At 64.7% G+C, this 19,726-nt stretch carries 17 protein-coding genes and 1 tRNA gene; 9 read left to right on the top strand and 9 right to left on the bottom strand.

The features are described from left to right. Positions 1-87 precede the first annotated feature (87 nt). Positions 88-1,086: a hypothetical protein gene (locus NATOC_RS18210; RefSeq protein WP_049888847.1), complete on the bottom strand. Its 999-nt coding sequence runs from the start codon at positions 1,084-1,086 to the stop codon at positions 88-90. Positions 1,087-1,184: 98 nt separating this feature from the next. Then, a complete protein-coding gene (locus tag NATOC_RS18205) occupies positions 1,185-1,826 on the bottom strand; it encodes a hypothetical protein (RefSeq protein ID WP_015322956.1) in 642 nt (213 codons plus the stop codon). Positions 1,827-2,017: 191 nt separating this feature from the next. On the opposite strand from NATOC_RS18205, the gene NATOC_RS18200 reads away from it, so the two are divergent. The 6 genes from NATOC_RS18200 (at position 2,018) to NATOC_RS18175 (ending at position 9,214) form a co-directional block, all read left to right on the top strand. After that, positions 2,018-2,608: a hypothetical protein gene (locus NATOC_RS18200; protein ID WP_015322955.1), complete on the top strand. Its 591-nt coding sequence runs from the start codon at positions 2,018-2,020 to the stop codon at positions 2,606-2,608. Positions 2,609-2,693: 85 nt separating this feature from the next. Further along, positions 2,694-3,749 carry a DNA-methyltransferase gene (locus NATOC_RS18195; protein WP_015322954.1) on the top strand — a complete coding sequence of 352 codons (1,056 nt, stop codon included), beginning with the start codon at positions 2,694-2,696 and terminating at the stop codon, positions 3,747-3,749. An 85-nt stretch (positions 3,750-3,834) separates the two neighbouring features. Next, entirely contained in the window at positions 3,835-4,263 is a 429-nt protein-coding gene (locus tag NATOC_RS18190) for a universal stress protein (protein ID WP_015322953.1), read from the top strand. A 63-nt stretch (positions 4,264-4,326) separates the two neighbouring features. Next, positions 4,327-5,994 (top strand): gamma-glutamyltransferase, encoded by a 1,668-nt coding sequence (gene ggt, locus NATOC_RS18185; protein WP_015322952.1) that lies wholly within the window; start codon positions 4,327-4,329, stop codon positions 5,992-5,994. A 53-nt stretch (positions 5,995-6,047) separates the two neighbouring features. Continuing rightward, positions 6,048-8,816 carry a GAF domain-containing protein gene (locus NATOC_RS18180; RefSeq protein WP_015322951.1) on the top strand — a complete coding sequence of 923 codons (2,769 nt, stop codon included), beginning with the start codon at positions 6,048-6,050 and terminating at the stop codon, positions 8,814-8,816. A gap of 98 nt (positions 8,817-8,914) precedes the next feature. Beyond that, positions 8,915-9,214, top strand: a complete 300-nt coding sequence (locus NATOC_RS18175) for a HalOD1 output domain-containing protein (protein ID WP_015322950.1) — start codon at positions 8,915-8,917, stop codon at positions 9,212-9,214. Positions 9,215-9,492: 278 nt separating this feature from the next. Here NATOC_RS18175 and NATOC_RS18170 read toward each other — a convergent pair whose 3' ends face one another. Then, entirely contained in the window at positions 9,493-10,539 is a 1,047-nt protein-coding gene (locus NATOC_RS18170) for an AI-2E family transporter (RefSeq protein WP_157224654.1), read from the bottom strand. A gap of 179 nt (positions 10,540-10,718) precedes the next feature. Here NATOC_RS18170 and NATOC_RS22055 point away from each other — a divergent pair, with 179 nt between their 5' ends. After that, entirely contained in the window at positions 10,719-10,907 is a 189-nt protein-coding gene (locus NATOC_RS22055; RefSeq protein ID WP_015322947.1) for a hypothetical protein, read from the top strand. A 130-nt stretch (positions 10,908-11,037) separates the two neighbouring features. Here the strand turns inward: NATOC_RS22055 and NATOC_RS18165 are convergent, their stop codons facing one another. Both NATOC_RS18165 and NATOC_RS22050 read right to left on the bottom strand, forming a co-directional pair. Then, positions 11,038-12,678, bottom strand: coding sequence for a hypothetical protein (locus NATOC_RS18165; protein WP_049888846.1), 1,641 nt, complete (start codon positions 12,676-12,678; stop codon positions 11,038-11,040). Between the two features lie 547 nt (positions 12,679-13,225). Further along, positions 13,226-13,377 (bottom strand) — tRNA-Met (locus NATOC_RS22050). Between the two features lie 102 nt (positions 13,378-13,479). Here NATOC_RS22050 and NATOC_RS18160 point away from each other — a divergent pair. After that, positions 13,480-14,469 (top strand): DUF7115 domain-containing protein, encoded by a 990-nt coding sequence (locus NATOC_RS18160; RefSeq protein ID WP_015322945.1) that lies wholly within the window; start codon positions 13,480-13,482, stop codon positions 14,467-14,469. Between the two features lies 1 nt (position 14,470). On the opposite strand, the gene NATOC_RS18155 is transcribed toward NATOC_RS18160, so the two are convergent. Beyond that, a complete protein-coding gene (locus NATOC_RS18155) occupies positions 14,471-14,854 on the bottom strand; it encodes a DUF5830 family protein (RefSeq protein ID WP_015322944.1) in 384 nt (127 codons plus the stop codon). An 81-nt stretch (positions 14,855-14,935) separates the two neighbouring features. Here NATOC_RS18155 and NATOC_RS18150 point away from each other — a divergent pair, with 81 nt between their 5' ends. Further along, entirely contained in the window at positions 14,936-15,625 is a 690-nt protein-coding gene (locus NATOC_RS18150) for a TVP38/TMEM64 family protein (RefSeq protein ID WP_015322943.1), read from the top strand. A 4-nt stretch (positions 15,626-15,629) separates the two neighbouring features. Here NATOC_RS18150 and NATOC_RS22535 read toward each other — a convergent pair whose 3' ends face one another. The 3 genes from NATOC_RS22535 to NATOC_RS18140 form a co-directional block, all read right to left on the bottom strand. Continuing rightward, positions 15,630-15,776 (bottom strand): HVO_2523 family zinc finger protein, encoded by a 147-nt coding sequence (locus tag NATOC_RS22535; protein ID WP_015322942.1) that lies wholly within the window; start codon positions 15,774-15,776, stop codon positions 15,630-15,632. 44 nt (positions 15,777-15,820) lie between these two features. Then, positions 15,821-16,138, bottom strand: a complete 318-nt coding sequence (locus NATOC_RS18145; protein WP_015322941.1) for a carboxypeptidase-like regulatory domain-containing protein — start codon at positions 16,136-16,138, stop codon at positions 15,821-15,823. A 116-nt stretch (positions 16,139-16,254) separates the two neighbouring features. After that, positions 16,255-19,365, bottom strand: coding sequence for an adenosylcobalamin-dependent ribonucleoside-diphosphate reductase (locus NATOC_RS18140; protein ID WP_015322940.1), 3,111 nt, complete (start codon positions 19,363-19,365; stop codon positions 16,255-16,257). Positions 19,366-19,726 lie beyond the last annotated feature (361 nt).

Genomic DNA, 19,726 nt, shown 5'->3' with positions numbered 1-19,726 from the left:
TTTTCTACCGTTCGATCTCGGCGCCGTTCGATCGCGTCGTCGGAACATGTCGGCTGGCGGCGCGGCACTCGCCGTCGACCGTCCAGACTACGATTCGGTCCGCAGGAAGCGCTCGTCGTAGGCCGGTTCGTCCTTTCGGAGGTACCACAGCCCGAGCGATCGGGGCGGCAGCTCGGCGAACCGGTCGCCGACGGTCGGGAGCTCGGGGTCCCAGCCGATCTCATCTTCCCGAACCGCAAGCGCCAGGAGGAGATCGTCGGGCTCGCCGTCGGTCCGGAGCTTCGACTCCAGCACCGCCCAGGAGTCGACCGACCGGAACTCGGCCAGCACGTCGATCTCGACGAGATCGAAGAGTGTCCGGTAGTGGTCGACGGTTTGCTCGAAGACGTAGACCGTGATCGGGAGTCCGAGGTTGTCCGCCAGCTGCTTGACGTTGTAGATCCCCTCGTAGAACCCCTCGTGGTGGTCGACGTGGCGCGGCAGCACGACCCGGAGCCGCGCGAGTTCGTCCGGGGACCGCGCGAGCCGGAACCGGTAGATCGGCAGCGGTGTTCGCGAGACGATCCCGTCGACGACACCCTCGCTTGCGGCGCCGTCGGTCGCCGTCCACGTCGCCACGACCAGATCGGTGTTCGGCTCCGGCGCGGCCCGAACGATCGCGTCGGTGACGTCCTCGTCGTCGATCGTCTCGGACCGGATCGCGGTGTTGGTCGCGGTTTCCCGTTCGTCGAGTCGCTCGGCGAACGCGTCGGCGTCGGGAGCCGTCCCGTCCTCGATCCGGAGGAGGCGGAGCGGTTCGTCGCCGTAGCGGTGTTTGAGCGCACACGCGATGGCCGTGAGTCGACAGCCGGTTTCGGCGTCGTTCGGAACGGGGAGGAGAATCTGTGGATCGATCGGCCCGGACGAGGAATCGTCGGCTCGCTCGAGGAACGGCAGTCGCGACCCCCCAGTTTCCGTGTCGGCACTCGCCGTCGACTGCGACGCCGCGTCCGATCCGCGGGTGCGGTGGAGGAACCAGTACACGAAGACCGCGACGAGGACGAACCCGGCCGCGACGACGCCGCCGAACGATGCTGTCTCTATCATGGGTGTGTCCCGAAAGGAGTCGTCGAGTCGCGTTTCACCCGTACTAGGTGTTTGATCTGGATAAATGTGCGCAATCGGCATCGCGTGTCGAAGATCGATCAGCCGCGGAGCCGTCCCAGCCGCAGTCGGTGGGCGGCTACCGCGAGGACGGCGAACCCGAGCAGGCCGAGCTGAACGGCCTCGATCCGGACGACGACCGTCGTCACGCCGAGCGGGAGCGGCGGCGAGACGATCGTCCATCCGGCAGCCCAGTTCGCCCAGAGCAGCCCTCCCGCGCCGAGTGCGAGCAGTAGTCCCGGAACGATCGACGCCAGGCGATCCCCGTCGGCCGACCGCGGCCGACAGGTCGCACCCTCAAGTTCGAACTGGGCGGCAACTCCTGCACCGAGCAGCGCCGTCGCGACGATCGCCCCTGCCGGTGAGCCGACGGTTTCGGCCAGCAGCAGCCAGCAGATCCAGCCCGCTGCAAGCGCGAGCGCAAGCCCGACTCGCCGGGGGGCGTGACGGAGCCGCCAGCCGTCGACGGCCGCGGCGACGATCCGCGTTCGAAGGAGGATTCCGACGACGAGGACGGCGGCGCCGACGAGCGCCGTCGTCGTCGTCCGCGAGCCGGCAACCAGGGCGAACCAGAGGCCGACCGAAGCGGCCTCGACGGCACCCGCCGAGACAGCGGCGACGGCGTCGAAGACGTGGCGACGCGTCGGCCGTCCAAAGGCGCCCGGCTGTCGGAGCGTGCTCATACCTCTCCGTCCGAGTATAGCCGTTTTGTTATGTGACGGTTATCCGGTTTTCGCCCCCGAACCGGTGTCCGAAACTGTTCGGTCGAGCGCCACATAGCCGGCAAGCGTCTCTCCTTGTGGTGAGTTAGTATCCCTCACGGGAGAGTGTCCCGTTGGATAAACCTATGTATCGGGATGTCAATGGCCGGTGTATGGAAGAGACCGAATCCGAGCAGACGCTGTCGGAACTCGTCGTCAAGGAACTCGTCGGACAGGGACTCGAGTCCTCGATGCGGGATCCGATCCTCGAGGCCGTCGAGGAATCCGAGGGCGGCGACAGCGAGGGCGGCTCGCGAAACCTTCCGATCGCGGGCGCGCTCGTCGGTGTCGGCGCTGCGATCGGCTACCTTGCCGGCCGCGAGTCCACCGACGTCGGGGACGTCTCGCTGGAGGACGTCGAGGAGCCCGAGATCATCGAGGACGTGACGGGTGGTGACGAGGACGAGACAGAGAGCGAGGCGGAACTCGAAGCGGAAGACGCCGAGGCCGAAGCGGTCGAGGCCGAGACCGAAACCGACGAGGAGCCCGCGGACGGCAGCTCCTCGGGCTGGCTGGGTCGGCTGGTGCTTGCGGCCGGTCTCCTGATCGGTCTCGCCGTGTTGCGCCGTCGGCTCGGCGGCGGCGACGAGGAGGAGTGGGAGCCGATCGAGGAGTTCGAGCCGGCGACCGAGATCGACGCCGACGACGAGGACGAGGAGGACGACGGGCTCGAGGCCGAGGCCGGCGACGCCGACGAGGAGTAAGCCGTTCCGTTCTTTCGCTTTTCGTTCCTTCAGCGGCGGCGCTCGACGAAGGAGCTAAGGGGGCGACGCCGACACACTCCACTCGATGGAGACGACCCACCGCGTCGTCGTCGGCGACGCCCGCGAGCTCTCGGCGGTCGACGACGACTCCGTCGAACTCGTCGTCACCTCCCCGCCGTATCCGATGATCGAGATGTGGGACGAGCTGTTCACCGAGCTCGATCCCGCGATCGGGACGGCCCTCGAGGACGGCGACGGCCGGGCCGCTTTCGAGGCGATGCACGCCCAGCTCGAGGCCGTCTGGGACGAGCTCGAGCGCGTCCTCGTCGACGGCGGCATCGCCTGTATCAACGTCGGCGACGCGACCCGCACGCTCGACGGGAGCTTCCGGGTCTACCCCAACCACGCCCGCGTGCTCGAGGCCTTCGAGGCCCGTGGGTTCGATCCGTTGCCGGACGTCCTCTGGCGCAAGCCCGCAAACAGCGCGGCGAAGTTCATGGGCAGCGGGATGATCCCGCCAAACGCCTACGTCACGCTCGAACACGAGTACGTCCTGATCTTCCGCAACGGCGGTGAGAGCCGCTCGTTCGAGCCCGGTGCCGACCGCCGGTACGAGGCCGCCTACTTCTGGGAGGAGCGAAACCGCTGGTTCACCGACGTCTGGACCGAGGTCCGGGGCGAGCTACAGGCGCTCGGGGACGACCACGAGGAGCTCCGGGAGCGCTCGGCGGCCTACCCCCTCGAGATCCCCTACCGGCTGCTCTGTATGTACTCGACCTACGGCGACACCGTCCTCGATCCGTTCTGGGGAACCGGGACGACCTCGCTTGCGGCGCTGTGTGCCGGGCGAAACTCGATCGGGTACGAACTCGAGGACGCCTTCCGCAAGGTCTTCGCCGACCGCGTCGCGGACGTCCCCGAGCTATCGCGGGCGATCGGGCGGCGACGCCTCGAGCGCCACCGGGAGTTCGTCGCCCAGCGACGCCGCGAGGGCGACGAGCCGTCCTACGAGGCCGCGTACTACGACACGCCCGTGATGACGAAGATGGAACGCGAGATCCGCTTCCGGGAGGTCAGCGGGCTCGACCCGCTCGCGGACGGCGACGGCTACCGGGCGACCCACGAACCGCTCGTCGAGTAGCCGACCACCGTCCCGTCGTGCGTTCCCGTGGGATGCTTTCACGTGGAAGCGAGCGAGCCTTGAGTGACAACCCCGAACGGCGCGTATGAGTCGGCACGTTCTCGTCGCGGTCGACGACACCGAGGCCTCGCGGGCGGCCTTCGAGTACGCGCTCGCCGAGTACCCCGACGCGACGATCACCGTCCTCCACGTCTTCGACCCGACCCATCCGCACATCTACGCCGACGCGACGGGCGGGTCGGGCGACCGGTACGTGGAGTTCGCCCGGGCCGGCCGCGAGCGCGGCGCGGCCCTGCTCGAGGAGGTGACGTCGCTCGCTGCGGACCGGGGCCGCGAGGTCCGGACCGTCCTCGAGGACGGCCGGGCGCCGGGAGCGATCGTCGACTACGCGGCCGAGGCCGACGTCGACCACCTCGTCCTCGGCTCCCGAGACGGCAGTGCAAGCCGGCTCGGTACCGGGAGCGTTTGCCAGACCGTCGCGAAGCGTGCGAGCGTTCCCGTGACGATCGTCTGATCGCCCGCACGGGACGACGCCGATCCCGACAGGATTTTTATCGCCGTCCCTCCGTCCATGCGTATGGACGGCACAGCCGATCCGGACCGATTCGACTCGAGACGCTCGACGGCCTACGCCAACCGGGGCATGGTCGCGACGAGCCAGCCCCTCGCCGCGGAGGCTGGGCTGTCGATCCTGCGGGATGGCGGGAACGCCTTCGACGCGGCGGTCGCGACCGCGGCCGCGCTCAACGTCGTCGAGCCCACCTCGACGGGACTTGGCGGGGACGTCTTCGCGCTGTACCGCACCGCCGATGGCGAGGTTGGCGCGATGCGCTCCTGTGGGCCCGCGCCCGCCGAGGCGACGATCGAGAACGTCAGAGGCGCCCTCGAGGACGCCGACGACGTCTCGCAGTATTATCCCGAGTCGCGAGGGTACGCCGTCGACGGCGACGCCGGCGGCGACGAGCTGGAGATGCCGTTCCTCGGACCACACGCCGTGACCGTGCCCGGGACAGCCCGGGGGTGGGAGGCGACGATCGAGGAGCTGGGCACGCTCTCGCTCGCGGAAGCCCTCGAGCCCGCAATCGGCTACGCGACGGAGGGCTACCCCGTCTCGCCGATCATCGCGGACCACTGGCAGGGTGCCGAGGAGCTCTTCACCGACGAGAACGCACGCGAGGCGTACCTCTTCGACGGCAAGGCGCCCGACGTCGGCCAGACGGTCACGCTGCCGCGGCTGGGCGACTCCCTCCGGCAGATCTCCGAGGAGGGCGCCGACGCCTTCTACGAGGGCGAGATCGCCGACGCGATCGTCGAGGAGATCCAGTCCGCGGGCGGCTTCATGACCCACGAGGACCTCGCCGAGTTCTCGCCGGAGTTCGTCGAGCCCGTCAGCACGACCTATAATGGAACCGAGGTGTACGAACTCCCGCCGAACAACCAGGGGCTGGTCGCGCTCGAGGCGCTGAACATCGCCGAGGAGATCGGTGCTGGCGAGCACGAGTACGACTCGCCAGAGCGGGTCCACGCCTTCGCGGAGGCGATGAAGCTGGCGTTCGTCGACGGTCACCACTACGTCACCGACCCCGAGTTCGAGGAGATCCCGCCGCTGGCCTCGAAGGAGTACGCCCGCGAACGGGCCGACGCGATCGGCGATACGCCGATCCAGGACCCCGAGGTTGGCGTCCCGACGCGGGCGGCCGAGGACGCCGACACCGTCCTGCTCACGGTCGGCGACGAGGAGGGCAACCTCGTCTCCTACATCAACTCCCGCTTTGCCGGCTTCGGCAGCGGACTGGTCGCGGGCGACACCGGAATCGCGCTCCAGAACCGCGGCGCGTCGTTCTCGCTCGATCCCGACCACCCGAACAGCCTCGAACCCGGCAAGCGGCCGTTCCACACGCTGGTTCCGGCGATCGCGAAGCTCGACGAGGACGACTGGCTCGCCTTCGGCGTCATGGGCGGCTACATGCAGCCCCAGGGCCACGTCCAGGTGCTCTCGAATCTCGTCGACTACGGGATGGACCTGCAGGAGGCCCTGGATCGCCCCCGCTGGCGCTACCGCGAGGACGGCAGCCTCGGGATCGAGGAACGACTGCCCGGCGCCGCGAAGCTCGCCCGAAAGGGCCACGACGTCGGCGTCCTCCCGCCCGTGATGTTCGGCGGGGCCCAGGCCGTCCGCCGAAACGGGGAAACGCTGTCGGGCGCGACCGAACCCCGAAAGGACGGGACGCCGATCGGCTACTGAACCACCGGGTGAACCGTCGCGACGTTTTTCCCTGCGCCGATCCCATCGAGGGTATGGATTCCGGACTCGAGGCTGCGGGGGTGGGGGCGGTTCGCGTGCTCGTCGTCGGCTCGGCGCCCTGGATCGAGCGCGCGGCGACCGTCCTCGAGGACCGTTCTGCGGTCCTCGTCGATACCGACCCGTCCCGCGATCTCGATCCCGAGCGACTCGCCGCCGCGGACTGCGTGCTGACCGACGATCGAACCGTCCTCCGGGAGGTCGACGGCCGGCTCCCGGTCGTCTGCGCCGTCGAGGACGTCCGCGAGGCCGATGTCGAAGCGATCCTGGCCGACGGCGCGACCGACGTCGTCGACGCGCGGGCGAGCGACCGAGCCGCGCTTCTCGCCCGACGGCTGGGGCTTGCGGTCGCGTCGACCGACTGCGACGAGGCGCGGTACCGGTCGCTGCTCGAGCGCTCCTCGGACCTCGTGATCGTCGTCGACGACGCCGGACGGATCACCGACGCCGGCTCCAGTCTCGAGGACGTCCTCGGCTTCGAGGCGACCGCACTCGACGGCGAGGACGTCCTCGGGGCGATCCACCCTGAGGACAGGCCGGCCGTCGCCGACGCGTTCGACGCCGTCCTCGACGATCCGCCGGGCGCGAGTCGAACCGTCACTTACCGCTACCGCCGGGACGGGTCCTGGCGCGTCCACGAGACGGCGTTCGCGAACCACCTCGCGGACCCGGTCGTCGACGGGGTGATCGCCTCGATCCGGGACGTGACTCGCTACTACCGAGTCGAGCGCGAGCTCGCCGAGTCGCTCGAACGAGTCAGCGACGCGTTCTACGCGCTCGATTCGGACTGGCGGTTCACCTACGTCAACAGCCGGGCCGCGGAGCTGCTTGGCTACTCGCGGTCGGAACTGCTCGGCGAGGACGTCCGGGAGCTGTTCCCCCACGGGTTCCGCTCGGAGCTGTTCGAGCGCTTCGAGACGGCGATGGAGCACCAGGAGTCGCTCTCCTGGGAACACAACTCGGAGTCGCTCGGGATCTGGATGGAGATCAACGTCTATCCCTCCGCAACCGGGCTCTCTGTCGCCTTCCGGGACGTCACCGAGCGCGTCCAGTATCGGGAGGCACTGAGCGCGCTCCACGAGGCGACCAGTCACCTGCTGACTGTCGACTCGAAGGACGAGGCCTGCGAGTACGTCGTCAGGGTCGCCGACGACGTCCTCGATCTCGATAGCATCGTCTACCGGTTCGACGAGCAGCACAACGAGCTCGTGCCGGCGGCGTACTCCGACGAGCTCGAACGGGCGGTCGGCACGCCGCCGCGTCTGGCGCCCGACGAGGGGATCACGTGGGAGACGTTCGCCACCGGCGAGCCGTCGGTGTTCGGCGACGTTCGGGAGTCCGAGCTGGTCTACAACGAATCGACCGACGTCCGGAGTGGGCTCTACGTTCCGCTCGGCGAACACGGCGTCTTCGCCGCGGTGTCGACGGTGGTCGATCGGTACGACGAGGACACCGTCGAACTGGTGGAGCTGTTCGCGACGACGGCAGAGGCGGCGCTCGACCGTATCGGACGGACCCGCCGGCTCCACGACAGCGAGCGGAAGCTGAAACGACAGAATCGTAACCTCGAGCGGGTGAACGCCTCGAAACAGATCCGGCAGGATATCGAGGAACACCTGCTGCGTTCCGACTCGCGGGAGGCGATCGAGCGTGGCGTCTGTACCAGACTCGTCGAGACCGATAGCTGCTCGTTCGCCTGGATCGGCGACTCCGACCCGAGCGGGAGCCGGATCCGACCCCGGACCCACGCTGGTCTCGACCGGGGCTACCTCGAGACGGTCACGGCGACGGCCGTCGACGACTCCGCGGCGGAGCCGTCGGGACGGGCAGCCCGGACCGGCCGTCCGGTAGCCGTCGAGAACGTCGCCGACAACGTGGGGGACGGCGAGTGGCGAACCGACGCGCTCTCGCGGAGCTTCCAGTCGGTGCTCTCGATCCCACTGGTCTACGACGGCCACCGCTACGGCGTCCTCTCGGTGTACGCCGACGAACCGGACGCCTTCGACGACCCATTCGAGTCGATGCTCGCTGATCTCGGAGAGAGCGTCGCGTATACGATCGACGCCATCCAGCGAAAGAACGCGCTGCTGGCGGACGGCGTCACCGAGGTCGAACTCGAGTTGACGACCGCGTCGCCGCTGTGTCGGTTTGCCGACGCCCTCGATCGCCGACTCGCGTTCGAGGGCGCGACCCTGCAGGACGACGGGACCGCGCTGGCGTTCGTCTCCCTCGAGCCCGCGATCGACGCCGACGTCCTCGGGGCGTCGGTCGAGGGGATCGAGGACGCGATGGTGCTTACCGCTTCCGAGGACCGGACGCTCGTCCAGCTCCGGGTGACCGGGCCGTTCGTCGGGACGATCGTCGGCGACCGCGGCGCCACGCTTCGTGACCTCGTCTGCGATGAGACGAGCTATCGGGCGACCGTCGACCTCCCGGCCGGCCTCGAGCTCCGGACCGTCCTCGCGGATTTCGAACGCCACGGCCTGTCGGCGTCGATGGTCGCGCGCCGGGATCGCCCGTCGGACGACGCGTCCTCGCTCGGCGGGCCGGCGCGGAAGGCGCTGCTCGAACAGCTCACGCCCCGCCAGCGGGAAGTCGTCCGAACGGCCTACCACAGCGGCTTTTTCGAGTGGCCCCGCCGGACGACGGGTGAGTCGGTCGCCGACTCGCTGTCGATCTCGCCGCCGGCGTTTCACAAACACGTCCGATACGTCGAGGGAAAGCTGTTCGCGGCGCTGTTCGAGGGCGTGACGACGGACGGTTAATAGCTTAACCGCCCCCCGAACGACCCGTTACACAGTTAACGAGCAGACTCTTTGCGTCCAGTCGAGAAGGATCGGTCGACGACTCACAGTGGGGTAGTATGACTGAAACGACACAACAACAGCCGTCCGTATCGACGACAGACTGCTACGTTATCCAGTACGACCGACTCGACGAGACGCCGCTCAGCGTCGCGATCGCCAACGCGGTCGCGACCTACCGAGACATCGACGCGACCGAACTCGAGCCGCTGTACTACGTGATCAACCCCGAGGCGCTCGAGCGCCTGTTCGCGCCTCGAGCCGACGGCCTCCGGAGCGAGGGTTCGGTAACCTTCGAGTACAACGGCTGTTCGGTCACCGTTACGGCCGACGGCGAGATCCGCGTCACGACCGCGTAGTTCCGTTCGGTGTGACCACCGCTTCGCTCTCAACTCGGACCGACGACAGCTCGTAGCCATCGCATACCATGGTGTATAAACACATTATATTGTAATTATTCCACCACCGAAACGGCTATCCGTTCTCGATCGAAACAGCGAGCTATGTCGAAACACACCACCCAGACGATGAAAGACGTCAGCCACACGCCGCCGAGCGGCGACTCCGTGACGAACGTCTGGTCCCGAGGACGGGACGAGCCAGACACGTAGTTGAGACTGACGACGCCGGACTGGTTCTACGCGGCCGTCGGTTCGCGACGCGCCTGACTGAAGAGGTCGAACGCGATCTTGGCCGCGCCGAGGACGACGGGACCGACGAACAGACCGACGGCGCCGAGGACGGCGACGCCGCCGAAGATTCCCAGAACGATCACCGCCGAGCTGAGCGCGCCGCTTTTGCCGATGATCGCCGGCCGGAGGTACATATCAGAGGCGCTGACGAGCGTCCCGTAGATCACCAGTGCCAGGGCCGAGAACGGCTCCCCGACCGCGAGGAGGTAGACCGAAACCGGCACCCAGATCCCGAAGGCGCCGATCAGCGGCAGCAGTGCAAGCACGAACGTCGCGACCGTGAGGAAGACGACGCCGGGTACATCGAGAACCCACAGGCCGAGCCCCAGCAGGATCGCCTGGATCGCCGAGACGATCACGTTGCCGACGACCGACGCCCACATGAGCCGATCGAGTTCGGCGAACAGCTCGTCTCTGGCGTCGTCGCTGATCGGCACGACGGTCTGGAGCCAGTCGACCAGCCGATCGCCGTCCCGGAGCAGGCCGAAGAGAACGAACGCCGTCACCGTGAGCCCGAACGCCATCGACGGGAGTCCGCCGAGGAACTCGAGGGTACCGGTCACCGCGCCGTGGAGCCCGTGGAGGCCGTCGTCGATCTGGTCCTGGTTGGCCTCGAGGGCCGCAAACGCGGCGTCGGGGTCGAGCTGGTAGCCGAACTGCTCGAGCTGTCGGTCGATCGCCGTCACGTCGAGTCCCTGCTGTTGGATCGTCCCCACGAGCTGGGCAGCCTGGCGGATCGCGACGACGAGGACGTACAACACCGGGAGGACGAGCACGAGCAGGGCGGCCGCGATCAGCGTCAGTGCCGACGCGGTCGGACTCATCACCCGCTCGAGGGCGGTCTGGGCGGGCGCGAGGACGTAGGCGAGCACCACGGCGAGCAACACGTACTGCAGGTACGGGAGCACGAGCAACAGCGCGAGGACGCCGCTTATCGCCGCGACGATTCCGAGCGCGGTCTGTTCGGTGATCCCCTGGGACGGGTCGGCCATGACACCCATCAGTAGTGTTGCTTCCGCAAAGAGCGTGGTAGTTTTCGATCGGGGACTCGCGACGGGGTGCCGTGCGAGGGCAGCGTCGCTGGGAGTGGTACTGCTGGGGACGTCCTCGGCGCTGTTACTCCGGCTATACTCACACGCCGCTTATCCCGTCAGGGTGGTTTTCACGCGGTATGGGAGATAACTCTCGCGGGCTCGCCATCTGTACGGAGTGTGGCAGGAAGTACGCAGCACGGCAGGTCGCGAGCGGTGGCCTGAACCCCATCGGCTGTCCCGCGGGCTGTAAGTCCTGTGGCTGTACGGAGTTCGAGGCGTTCTCCCCATCCGACGTCGACTCGGAGCGTCCCGATCTTCGGGGATGACGTCCTCAGGTAACTGCTACACCTCGTCCATGATCACCTCTTGAAATTTCAAAAGTGCCTCTGTGAACGCTAGTCTGAATCAATACCCTACCCGAGGAATCGATACAAAATTCTGATTTCACCGAAGTGGCTATGCAAACTGGGTTTCCAGTAAACTAGCCGCGGTCTCTACGTCGAATATCTTTGATCCAGTAAAAACTGATAATGGTAGTTCCCGTCCCTCCGCTGCATAATTCTCTTGCCACAATTCGGCCAGTGCTGTCAAATCCTCTGCCCTCACTAATCGAATATCCGTTCCAACTTGCATTTCTAATTGTAATGCGTTTGCTGGTGCTTTGTCTGTGAACTCAGGGGCAATAATAAGGAACCACTCTACGTCGTGCTGTTGATCTTTCGTATCGATATAATTCTTAATCTTACTCCGGGTATCACTTCCAAGTGAGAATCCCTGGCGGCGGCGTTTATTATCCCAGAGAAGCCACTGGTCGTTCTGTTCGATTTCGCCATCTGCAACCACACCAGTCGCCTGTTGTCCTAGTTGGTTTGTCTCCTCGAGATTGAACACTTCTCGGAATATTTCCCCGGTTGCCTCCTCAAAGAGTATATCTAGCTTGTCAGAAATATCGTCGGCGTCAATGAGATCCTGGAGCTGCGGTGGTACCTCAGTAACGGCACCATCTGCGATGTCTTCATAGGAATTTAAATACAGATCAATCTTCTCGTCTTCACCCTCAACCGTATTTTGAGACAACTCGAAATACTCAATAATCGCAGATACCATTTCGCCTGTCTTCAGTTTGTGTGCATCGAGACCATACCGATCGACGATATCTTTCAGATCATCCTTCGGAACTACTTCCCTTAATAACTCACTCGGATAGATACCTTCTTGAATAATGTTCCCCCGACGATTTTCATTTTTACCGTAGTTTTTCCCGCTGATATCGAATTCCCCACGAGCCTCGATTAGGATCGATTGACGGTCAAAGACATCGAGAGTCTCGAGCATCTGACGATAGTTTTCGTCGGACATTTCGTAGTACAACCAGTCTCGAATCTTCTCAATATAATCTTCAGGAATTCCAACGAGTTCGTCGTAATTAGGATCATCAACCTCATAGATGAGTGCCTGTTCTTGGAGTGACCAAACCCCTTTCTCGATAGTATCATGAGCGTGTTCAGGGCTGTCCGATCGTGTTACTTTCGGAAATCGGCCAAGTGTAGACAGCCGCTGGAAGAAATCAAGCCAAGTGTAGTATTCGTGCTTGCTGTTCGTGGCGTTGTTGTGGATCTCGAAATAGCTGGACACCATATGAAGTTCAGAATCATCAATTTGACTTTCATAATCGACAGCGGCTTGCGCGAGGTGAAGGAGATCGTCAGTTTCGGAAAATGAGTCTTCGTCGTAGGATCGAATGAGGTCCCGTTGCCAACTTTGAACAGCGTCTATCAGTTCTGTTTTTTCCATATTATACTCGGACTGCTGAATAAGTTGCCGAAGAATGCCATACCGGATGACGAGAGCTTGGTATGGTGAATTGTTAATTTCGCTAAGTCTTGGAGGAGTGAAGTTATTGAGTTCCTGTGTGAGGCGTTCTTCAGCGGCGAGTGCTGGAACGTATTCCTTCAAATATAATTCTCGGTTAGAAAAGCCGTTGTGTTTGAATTCTTCTGGATTGAAATCATCAGTCTTAGTCTTGGTATCATCGTTGACAAACCGTTTTCGTTCATAGCTATTCCAACTCCGATCAATTAGCTCGTACAACTTCATCTGTCCGATTAGTTATTGTTGATTACACTTCAATATAGTTGTATAATCGGACACCAGTATACTATATTCAAAGTAGAATATTCACTACATCCTACTATTTAGAATGAGTTACTAGCCGACCCCGTCAGTGGTTGGTTTGCGCCTAGCACTACGGACAGTGTAGGATCTCGTCGGTATTCATCACCGACCGCTACTTGTTGTGGAAATTCCCAGAGTCGTGCTTAATCCCGTCATCAGCTGCCCTCAGGATAATTTCGACGTGACGCCGCGTCGAACTAGTGTCGATGTATTCGAACTTGTGCTCCTCACGGATCATCGTGACCACCGTGGTTTATTGTTAACCGTGCATTCCGAGGACGTCGTCGACGTGGTGGCCACAATTGTGGTTGTCGGCGACCGACGTCATGCTGTCACCCCCGTTGTCGCCGCTCGAGGACGCTGCAACCTGCTATCTGCTATAGAATTGGCACTACAGGAAGCCGAGGAATGACCGCAAACACCCGTCTCTCGGGGTGTTTTTACGTGGCCATGTAAATAATTTGATGAGTGCCCGGGGAGGGCTCCGAACCCTCGATCTCCGCATGTCCCAGGTCCGAGGCTCGGCAGTCCTCTGTGGGACACGGAGGCTTCCAAGGCGAAACCGCACCGAATCTCTGAACCCTATGAGTGCGGCGCTATGTCCAGCTAAGCCACCCGGGCTCGTTTTCGAGTAGTGCGGTCTGTTTCTTTAACCTTCCCTTTCGCGTCGGCCGTGCAAGCAGGACCCACGCATTTATCACCTGCGCTACCCAACGCCGGATAATGACCGTTCCCGCCATCGTTCAGTCCGCTCTCCACGGCGAGGAGATCCACACACGGGTCTCGATCGGCGGTGACGACGAACTCTTCGTCGCCGACTCGAAGTGTCTCGTCTACCGGGCCGAGGGCCTGCTGACCGACGAATCGATCGAGGAACTTCCCTACGACGCCGACCGCCTGACCCTCTCGGAGGGCCGACGCAAGTCCTCGATCACCCTCGAGTACTCCCTCGAGGGAACCAGCGAGGTGTCGATCCCCGCTACCAACACCGAGGACGTCCTCCGCCCGCTCCTGGCGGGCGTCCTCGAGGCCAACGGCGCCGTCGACGCCGACGAATCCCTCATCGAGCTCTACCGGTTCAGCGAACTCACCCTCGTGTTGACCGAGAAGCGCCTGCTCGAACACGTCGGGAGCGCCGTCTGGGACGAGGAGTCCCAGGAGTACCACTTCGAGGACGTGACGAACCTTTCCTTCGAGGACGGCGACGTCGCGACCCGGATCGTCCTCGAGGTCGACGGCCGTCCGCGGCGGATCAAGACGCCCAACGACGCGGCCGACGACGTTCGCGAGCGACTCAAGCGGGCGCTGATCTCCTACTACGAGACCGACTCCGCGGAGCTCGACGACACCCTCGACGAGTCCGCGAACGACGCCGACGCGGAGCCAGCATCGAGAGCGGACTCGACCTCACGTTCGCGAGGCGAGGCGTCCGCCAGATCCCGGCGGGCCGTTCGGGCCCAGCCGACGGAGAATCAGCGAGCCGCGGTCGAAAAGCGCCAGCCGATGGCCGACGGTGCCGACGCCGCCGCGGCTGACGCGACGGGGGAGGTCGGCCGTGCCGCCGTCGCCGGGCAGTCCCACGACGGCGCTAGCCGGGAAGTCCTCGAACGCCTCGAGGCCCTCGAGGACGCGGTCGAGCGTCAGAACGAACGCCTCCAGGAACAACAGCGAACGATCGATCGGCTCATCGAGGAGCTCCGCCAGGGCCGATAGCTCACTCCCGGCCCGTCACCTTCCGGATACAGGAGGAGCCGTACGGCCCGAGTTCGCCGGCATCGAGGTCGATGAAATAACCCGTCGAGAGCCCTGAGCCACAGCGCCGACAGGAGAACTCCCCGTCTTTCGTGATCACGTCCCGGTCGAACTGCACGTACTGGCGGCTCTTCGGACGGACGATCCCGTCCTCGCGGTCGATGATCCCGCGGAGCTCGGCCTGGTCGAGGATCGTCCGGGTCACCGTCGGATCGGTGGTGACGGTCTCGATCCGATCGACGACCGCGGGCAGGGGCAGCGACTCGTGTTCGAGTCGCTCGAGCAGCGCCAGTCCGAGTTCGACGCGGTCGTCGGTGGGCTCGACCGCGCGCTCGTCGCCGTTCATCGGCGGGAACTGGCGCGGCGGAGCGAATAAACGTTGTGCTCGGGCACAAAGCCTTCAACGGGAGGGGCCGAACGACGGCCGATGCGTACGGATCGCACGCTCGTCGCGGTCGCCGTCCTCTCGGTTCTCGGCGTTGGGGCGCTCGTCCCGTCATCGGCGATCGTCGCAGCCGTCGAACCGGCGACGACGGACCCGGTCCGCTTCGGCATCCTCGTCGCGGGGCTGTACCTGCTCCGTCCGCTCGCGACCCTGCCGACGACTCCGCTCGCGGTCGTCGTCGGCTACGGCTACGGCGTCGCAATCGGGATCCCGATCGCCCTCGCGGGCGTCGCGGTGACCGTCGTTCCGGTCTTTCTGGTTGCTCGCCGGTTCGTCCGGACCGAGGACGCAGGGACGTCTCCGGGGAGGGTCGGCCGCGTCCTCGGTCGCGCCCGCGACACGGTCGAGCGCTACTACGAGACCGCGGGACCGATTCGGGGGGTCGTCGCCGCCCGGCTCGCGCCGATCCCCTCGGACGTCGCGACCTGTGGCGCGGCGATAAGCGGCGTCTCGCTCCGACAGCTCGTGGCCGGAACGGTCGTCGGAGAACTTCCGTGGACGGTTGCCGCGGTCGTCGTCGGCGCCTCGACGGCGACGGTCGCCGCTGACGGGGTCGGTGAACTGGGACTCTCGCTGGCGCTTGCCTGCACGGGCGCTGCGGCCCTGTTGCTCGCCGGGCCGATCTCCCGCCGACTGCTGTTTTACTCCCGGCCTGCCGGAAGCGCCGACTGAGCGGTCACCGGAACGGGTCGCTGCAGTCGATCACGACGCCGTGCTGGGGACAGACGTACTTGCAGTGGCGGCTGTACAGCGGCGCCCGACAGTGCGGGCAGGTCGGCGGGCTCGCCGATTCGGCGGTCGCTCCGTCGTCCTCGTCGCTCATACCAGTCCGTTCGCTCGAGCGACCAAGTACTGCGGGGTTCGGCCTTACTGCGAACAGGCCGCGATCCGACGGATCCGCCGCGCCATCGCGGGTCTGGTAACCGCACGCAGAAGCACCGTCGCGGGCCGGTAGGAGATCTCGCCCTCACCCGGCTTGGTCGCAGTGAGCGACCATAGGCCCGGTGCGTGGAAGGTGAGCTGACAGCGCCCCGTCTTGTCGGTTCGGACGCCCTTCTGTCGGGTAGAGACGGTGGCGCCTTCGATCGGGTTCTGTAACCGATCCCGCACGCGGATCGTGACGGGCTCGCCCAGCAGTACCTCGTCGCTGTCGACCTCCAGGACGAGCGATCGCGTCGTTCTCATGCTGAACGTTCGCACGCCACGTGGAAAATGGTATCACCTGAACATGATGGGAGCAGGCTCGATTCGCTCGAGCCCGCGAAAAGGGCGAACCGGCGATCGCGTTCAGCTCTCGCCCGTCAGCACTCGCTCCAGCCGCAGGACTCGCAGGTCTTGCAGCCCTCCGAGTAGTACAGCGAGAGCGAGCCGCAGTCGGGACACTCGGGGGATTCGCCCGCGTCAATGAGGTCCTGGACGGCGTCGTCGTCGCCAGCCGTCTCCGCGGCCGCGGCGCCGCCGTCGGTCTTCGGCCCGTCGGCGATCTCGGCGTCCGTCGCGTCCTCTAGGGTCTGCTGGGTCGGGTACGGCTTGTCGATCTCGCCCTCGAGGTAGCGACGCATCGCGGTGCCGATGGCGTCGGGGATCGACTGGATCTGCTCGCCTTTGTCCCAGGCGACCTTCGGGCTCCGAGTACCACAGAGTTCGTCGACGATCTCCTCGGGGTCGACGCCCGAGCGCAGCGAGGTCGAGATGACCTTCGCCAGCGCCTCGGTAAAGGAGTTCGTGAACCCGCCCGAGTGGCCGATGTTCGCGAACAGCTCGAACGGCTGGCCCGTTTCGGGGTCCTCGTTGATCGTCACGTACACCTTCCCGTAGCCGGTGTCGATGCGCTGGCTGACGCCGTGTAGGGCGTCGGGCCGTTCGCGCTTCTCGGTGAAGTCGACCTGGACGGGGTCGCGGTCGTCCGTCCCGGCCATCGAGTCGACGTCCGCCTCGAGGATATCCTGGACGTCCTCGCTCTCGAGGAACGCCTCGAGACCGCCGAAGATCTCGTCGATCTGTTCGACGAGGGCCTCGGCGGCTTCGGTCTCGTCGGCGAACTCGGCGTTGTCGGCGCGGGTCGTCAGCACCTGCTTGCTGCGGGTGCCGTCGCGGTAGTAGGTGACGCCCTTGCCGCCGTGTTCGTAGATGTACTCGAAGACGTCCTTGGCGTCCTCGAGCGTGGAGTCGCTGGGCGCGTTGACCGTCTTCGAGATCGCGGAGTCGACGCCGGCCTGACAGGCGACCTGGACGCCGGCGTGGTCTTTCGCCGAGAGGTCGCCGGTCGTGACGAACAGTTCGCCGATGGCGTCGGGCACCGTCGAGAGCCCCTCGACGCCGTTGAACTGGTTGGTCGCCATCTGCTCCTGGGCCTCTTCCTTGACGGCGTCGACGTCGATGCCGTTGTCCTCCAGTACCCGGAGGAAGTAGTCGTCGAACTCGACTAACATCTCGTCGCCCTGGACGTCGTCGGAGACGTTCTTGTAGTAGGCGACGTTGTAGATCGGCTCACAGCCGCCGGTGGTGTTGCCCACCATACTCGTGGTGCCCGTCGGTGCGATGGTCGTCGTGTTGTGGTTGCGAATCGGGAACCCCTCGGCCCAGTCGTCGGCGTCCTCGCCGGTCTGGTGCTCGAACCACTCGCGGTACTCCGTCGGGTTCGCGTACTTCGAGTTGTCCCACTCATCGAAGCTCCCGCGCTCTTCGGCGAGCTCGTGGGAGGTCCACTTCGAGGTGTGGTTGATGTGGGTCATCAGCTGGCGGGCGACTTCGTTGGAGGCCTCGCTGCCGTACTCCATCCCGAGCTGGATGTACAGCTGTGCCAGCCCCATGATACCCAGGCCGATCTTGCGCATCTCCCGGACCTTCTGCTCGATCTTCTCGACCGGGAAGTCGCTCATCGTGACGACGTTCTCGAGGAATCGCGTCCCCATCTCGATGCGACGGTCGAACTCCTCGAAGTCGACGGCGTCCGCGAGGAAGGCGTCGACCGCGTCCTCCAGCGACTCGTACTCGTCGCCGTGCTCGTCGTACCAGACGCGCCAGTCCGGCGCCTCCAGATCGGCGAGCGTCGAGAGGTTGATGTGTCCGAGGTTACAGGCCTCGTACTCCTCCAAAGGTTGTTCTCCGCAAGGATTTGTTGCAAGAATTCTATGATCTGGATGTTTGTCCACATCGAAGGAGTGTTGCTTGTTGACTCGCTCGAGGTAGATCACGCCGGGCTCGCCGTTCTCGTGGGCGCCCTCGACGATGTCGTCCCACAGCTCCTCGGCCGGGATCGACAGCTCCTCACCGACCTCGACGTGCTCGCCGAGGTCGAACATCTCGTACAGCTCCTTGGTCTCCGCGGTCGCGATATGTGGCTCGCCCGTCCGGGGGTTGGTGAAGGTAAACTCCTCGCCGTTCTGGACGGCCTCCATAAAGTCGTCGGTGATCCCGACGGAGATGTTGAAATTCGAGAGGTGGCCCTCGACGGCGTTGCGAAGGTGTTTCGGCACTCGGCCTTCGTCGTCGATCAGTTCGCGGGCCTCTTCGAGGGCGTCCTGGAAGGAGGTGTGGGTGTAGTCGTCAGGGTCGTTCAGGCGCAGCGTCTCGGCCAGCGAGACGTCCTTGTTCTTTGCGTGGATGAACTGGATGACGTCCGGATGGGAGACACGCATGACCCCCATCTGGGCGCCCCGTCGGGCGCCGCCCTGGGCGATCGTCTCGCACATCTGGTCGTAGGTGCGCATAAACGTGATCGGGCCGCTGGCGATGCCGCCGGTGCTCCCGACCGCGTCGCCGTAGGGTCGGAGCCGCCAGAAGGCATACCCCATGCCGCCGCCGCTCTGGAAGACCTGTGCGGCCTCTTTGGCGGTCTGGTGGATGTCGTCGATGTCGTCCTCGGGAGAGTCGACGAAACACGCCGAGAGCTGCTGGAGCTCGTCGCCCGCGTTCATCAGCGTCGGCGAGTTCGGCATGAAGTCCAGGTTTTCCATCATCCCCTGGAACTCCGCGGCAACGTCCTCGACGTGGGCCCGGACCTCCTCGGGCAGCTCGGGAACGACGGTGTCGTAGGCGAACTTGTTGACGTTGTAGATAGAGAGCGCGGCTTCGGCGTCATCGTCCGCCGTCGTCCCGGCACCGAAGACCTCTGCGGCGAGTTCGTCTCGCCGCGGGTGGTCGGGTTTGAGCTGGTCGGGCGTGACCGTGATCTCGAGGTCGCGTTTCTCGGCCTCGAAGACGGCCTCCGCGAGCGCGATGTTCTTGCCGACGCGGTCGAACAGGTCCTCCTGCTGTTCGATCAGCTCGCCGTCGGCGTCCTTGCGGAGGTAGCGGGCGGGGAGGATGTTCTCGTAGGCGTTGGCGGTCAGTCGCTCCTCGAGGGTGTTGCCCTCGGTGCGTTTGATCGGGAGGGTCAGCTCTTCCGCGGAGAGCTCCGGCTCGCTCATGCGCGGGTCACCTCGCAGTTAACCCGCCGCCGGCCGTCGATTCGGGCGGGGACAGAAGTGGTGGCGTCGGTCATTTGTAGCGACGAATCGGTATTCATCGGCGGCACATAATTGTAGTGGTATTCTTCCATTCTTTTTGTAGTAGTACAATCATAGTTGCGTAGCTACGCATCTACTCCGTCACGGTTGCGACGCGAGGGTGAAACGGCTTGCTTCGCGCTTGTGAGAGACTACGGCGGCGACCGACTTAATGATTTTCAGACCAGACTGAAAGTGAATTTGCGGGCGAGGAATACTCTCATCTATCCCAGAAACTATTCGGAAAGTAGACTGAATATCAAAGCTGTCATTCAGAATATCC

The organism is Natronococcus occultus SP4 (assembly GCF_000328685.1).
Classification (GTDB): domain Archaea; phylum Halobacteriota; class Halobacteria; order Halobacteriales; family Natrialbaceae; genus Natronococcus; species Natronococcus occultus.
The sequence above is the reverse complement of the archived record's forward strand: the minus strand, read 5'-3'. Positions and strand labels throughout refer to the sequence as shown.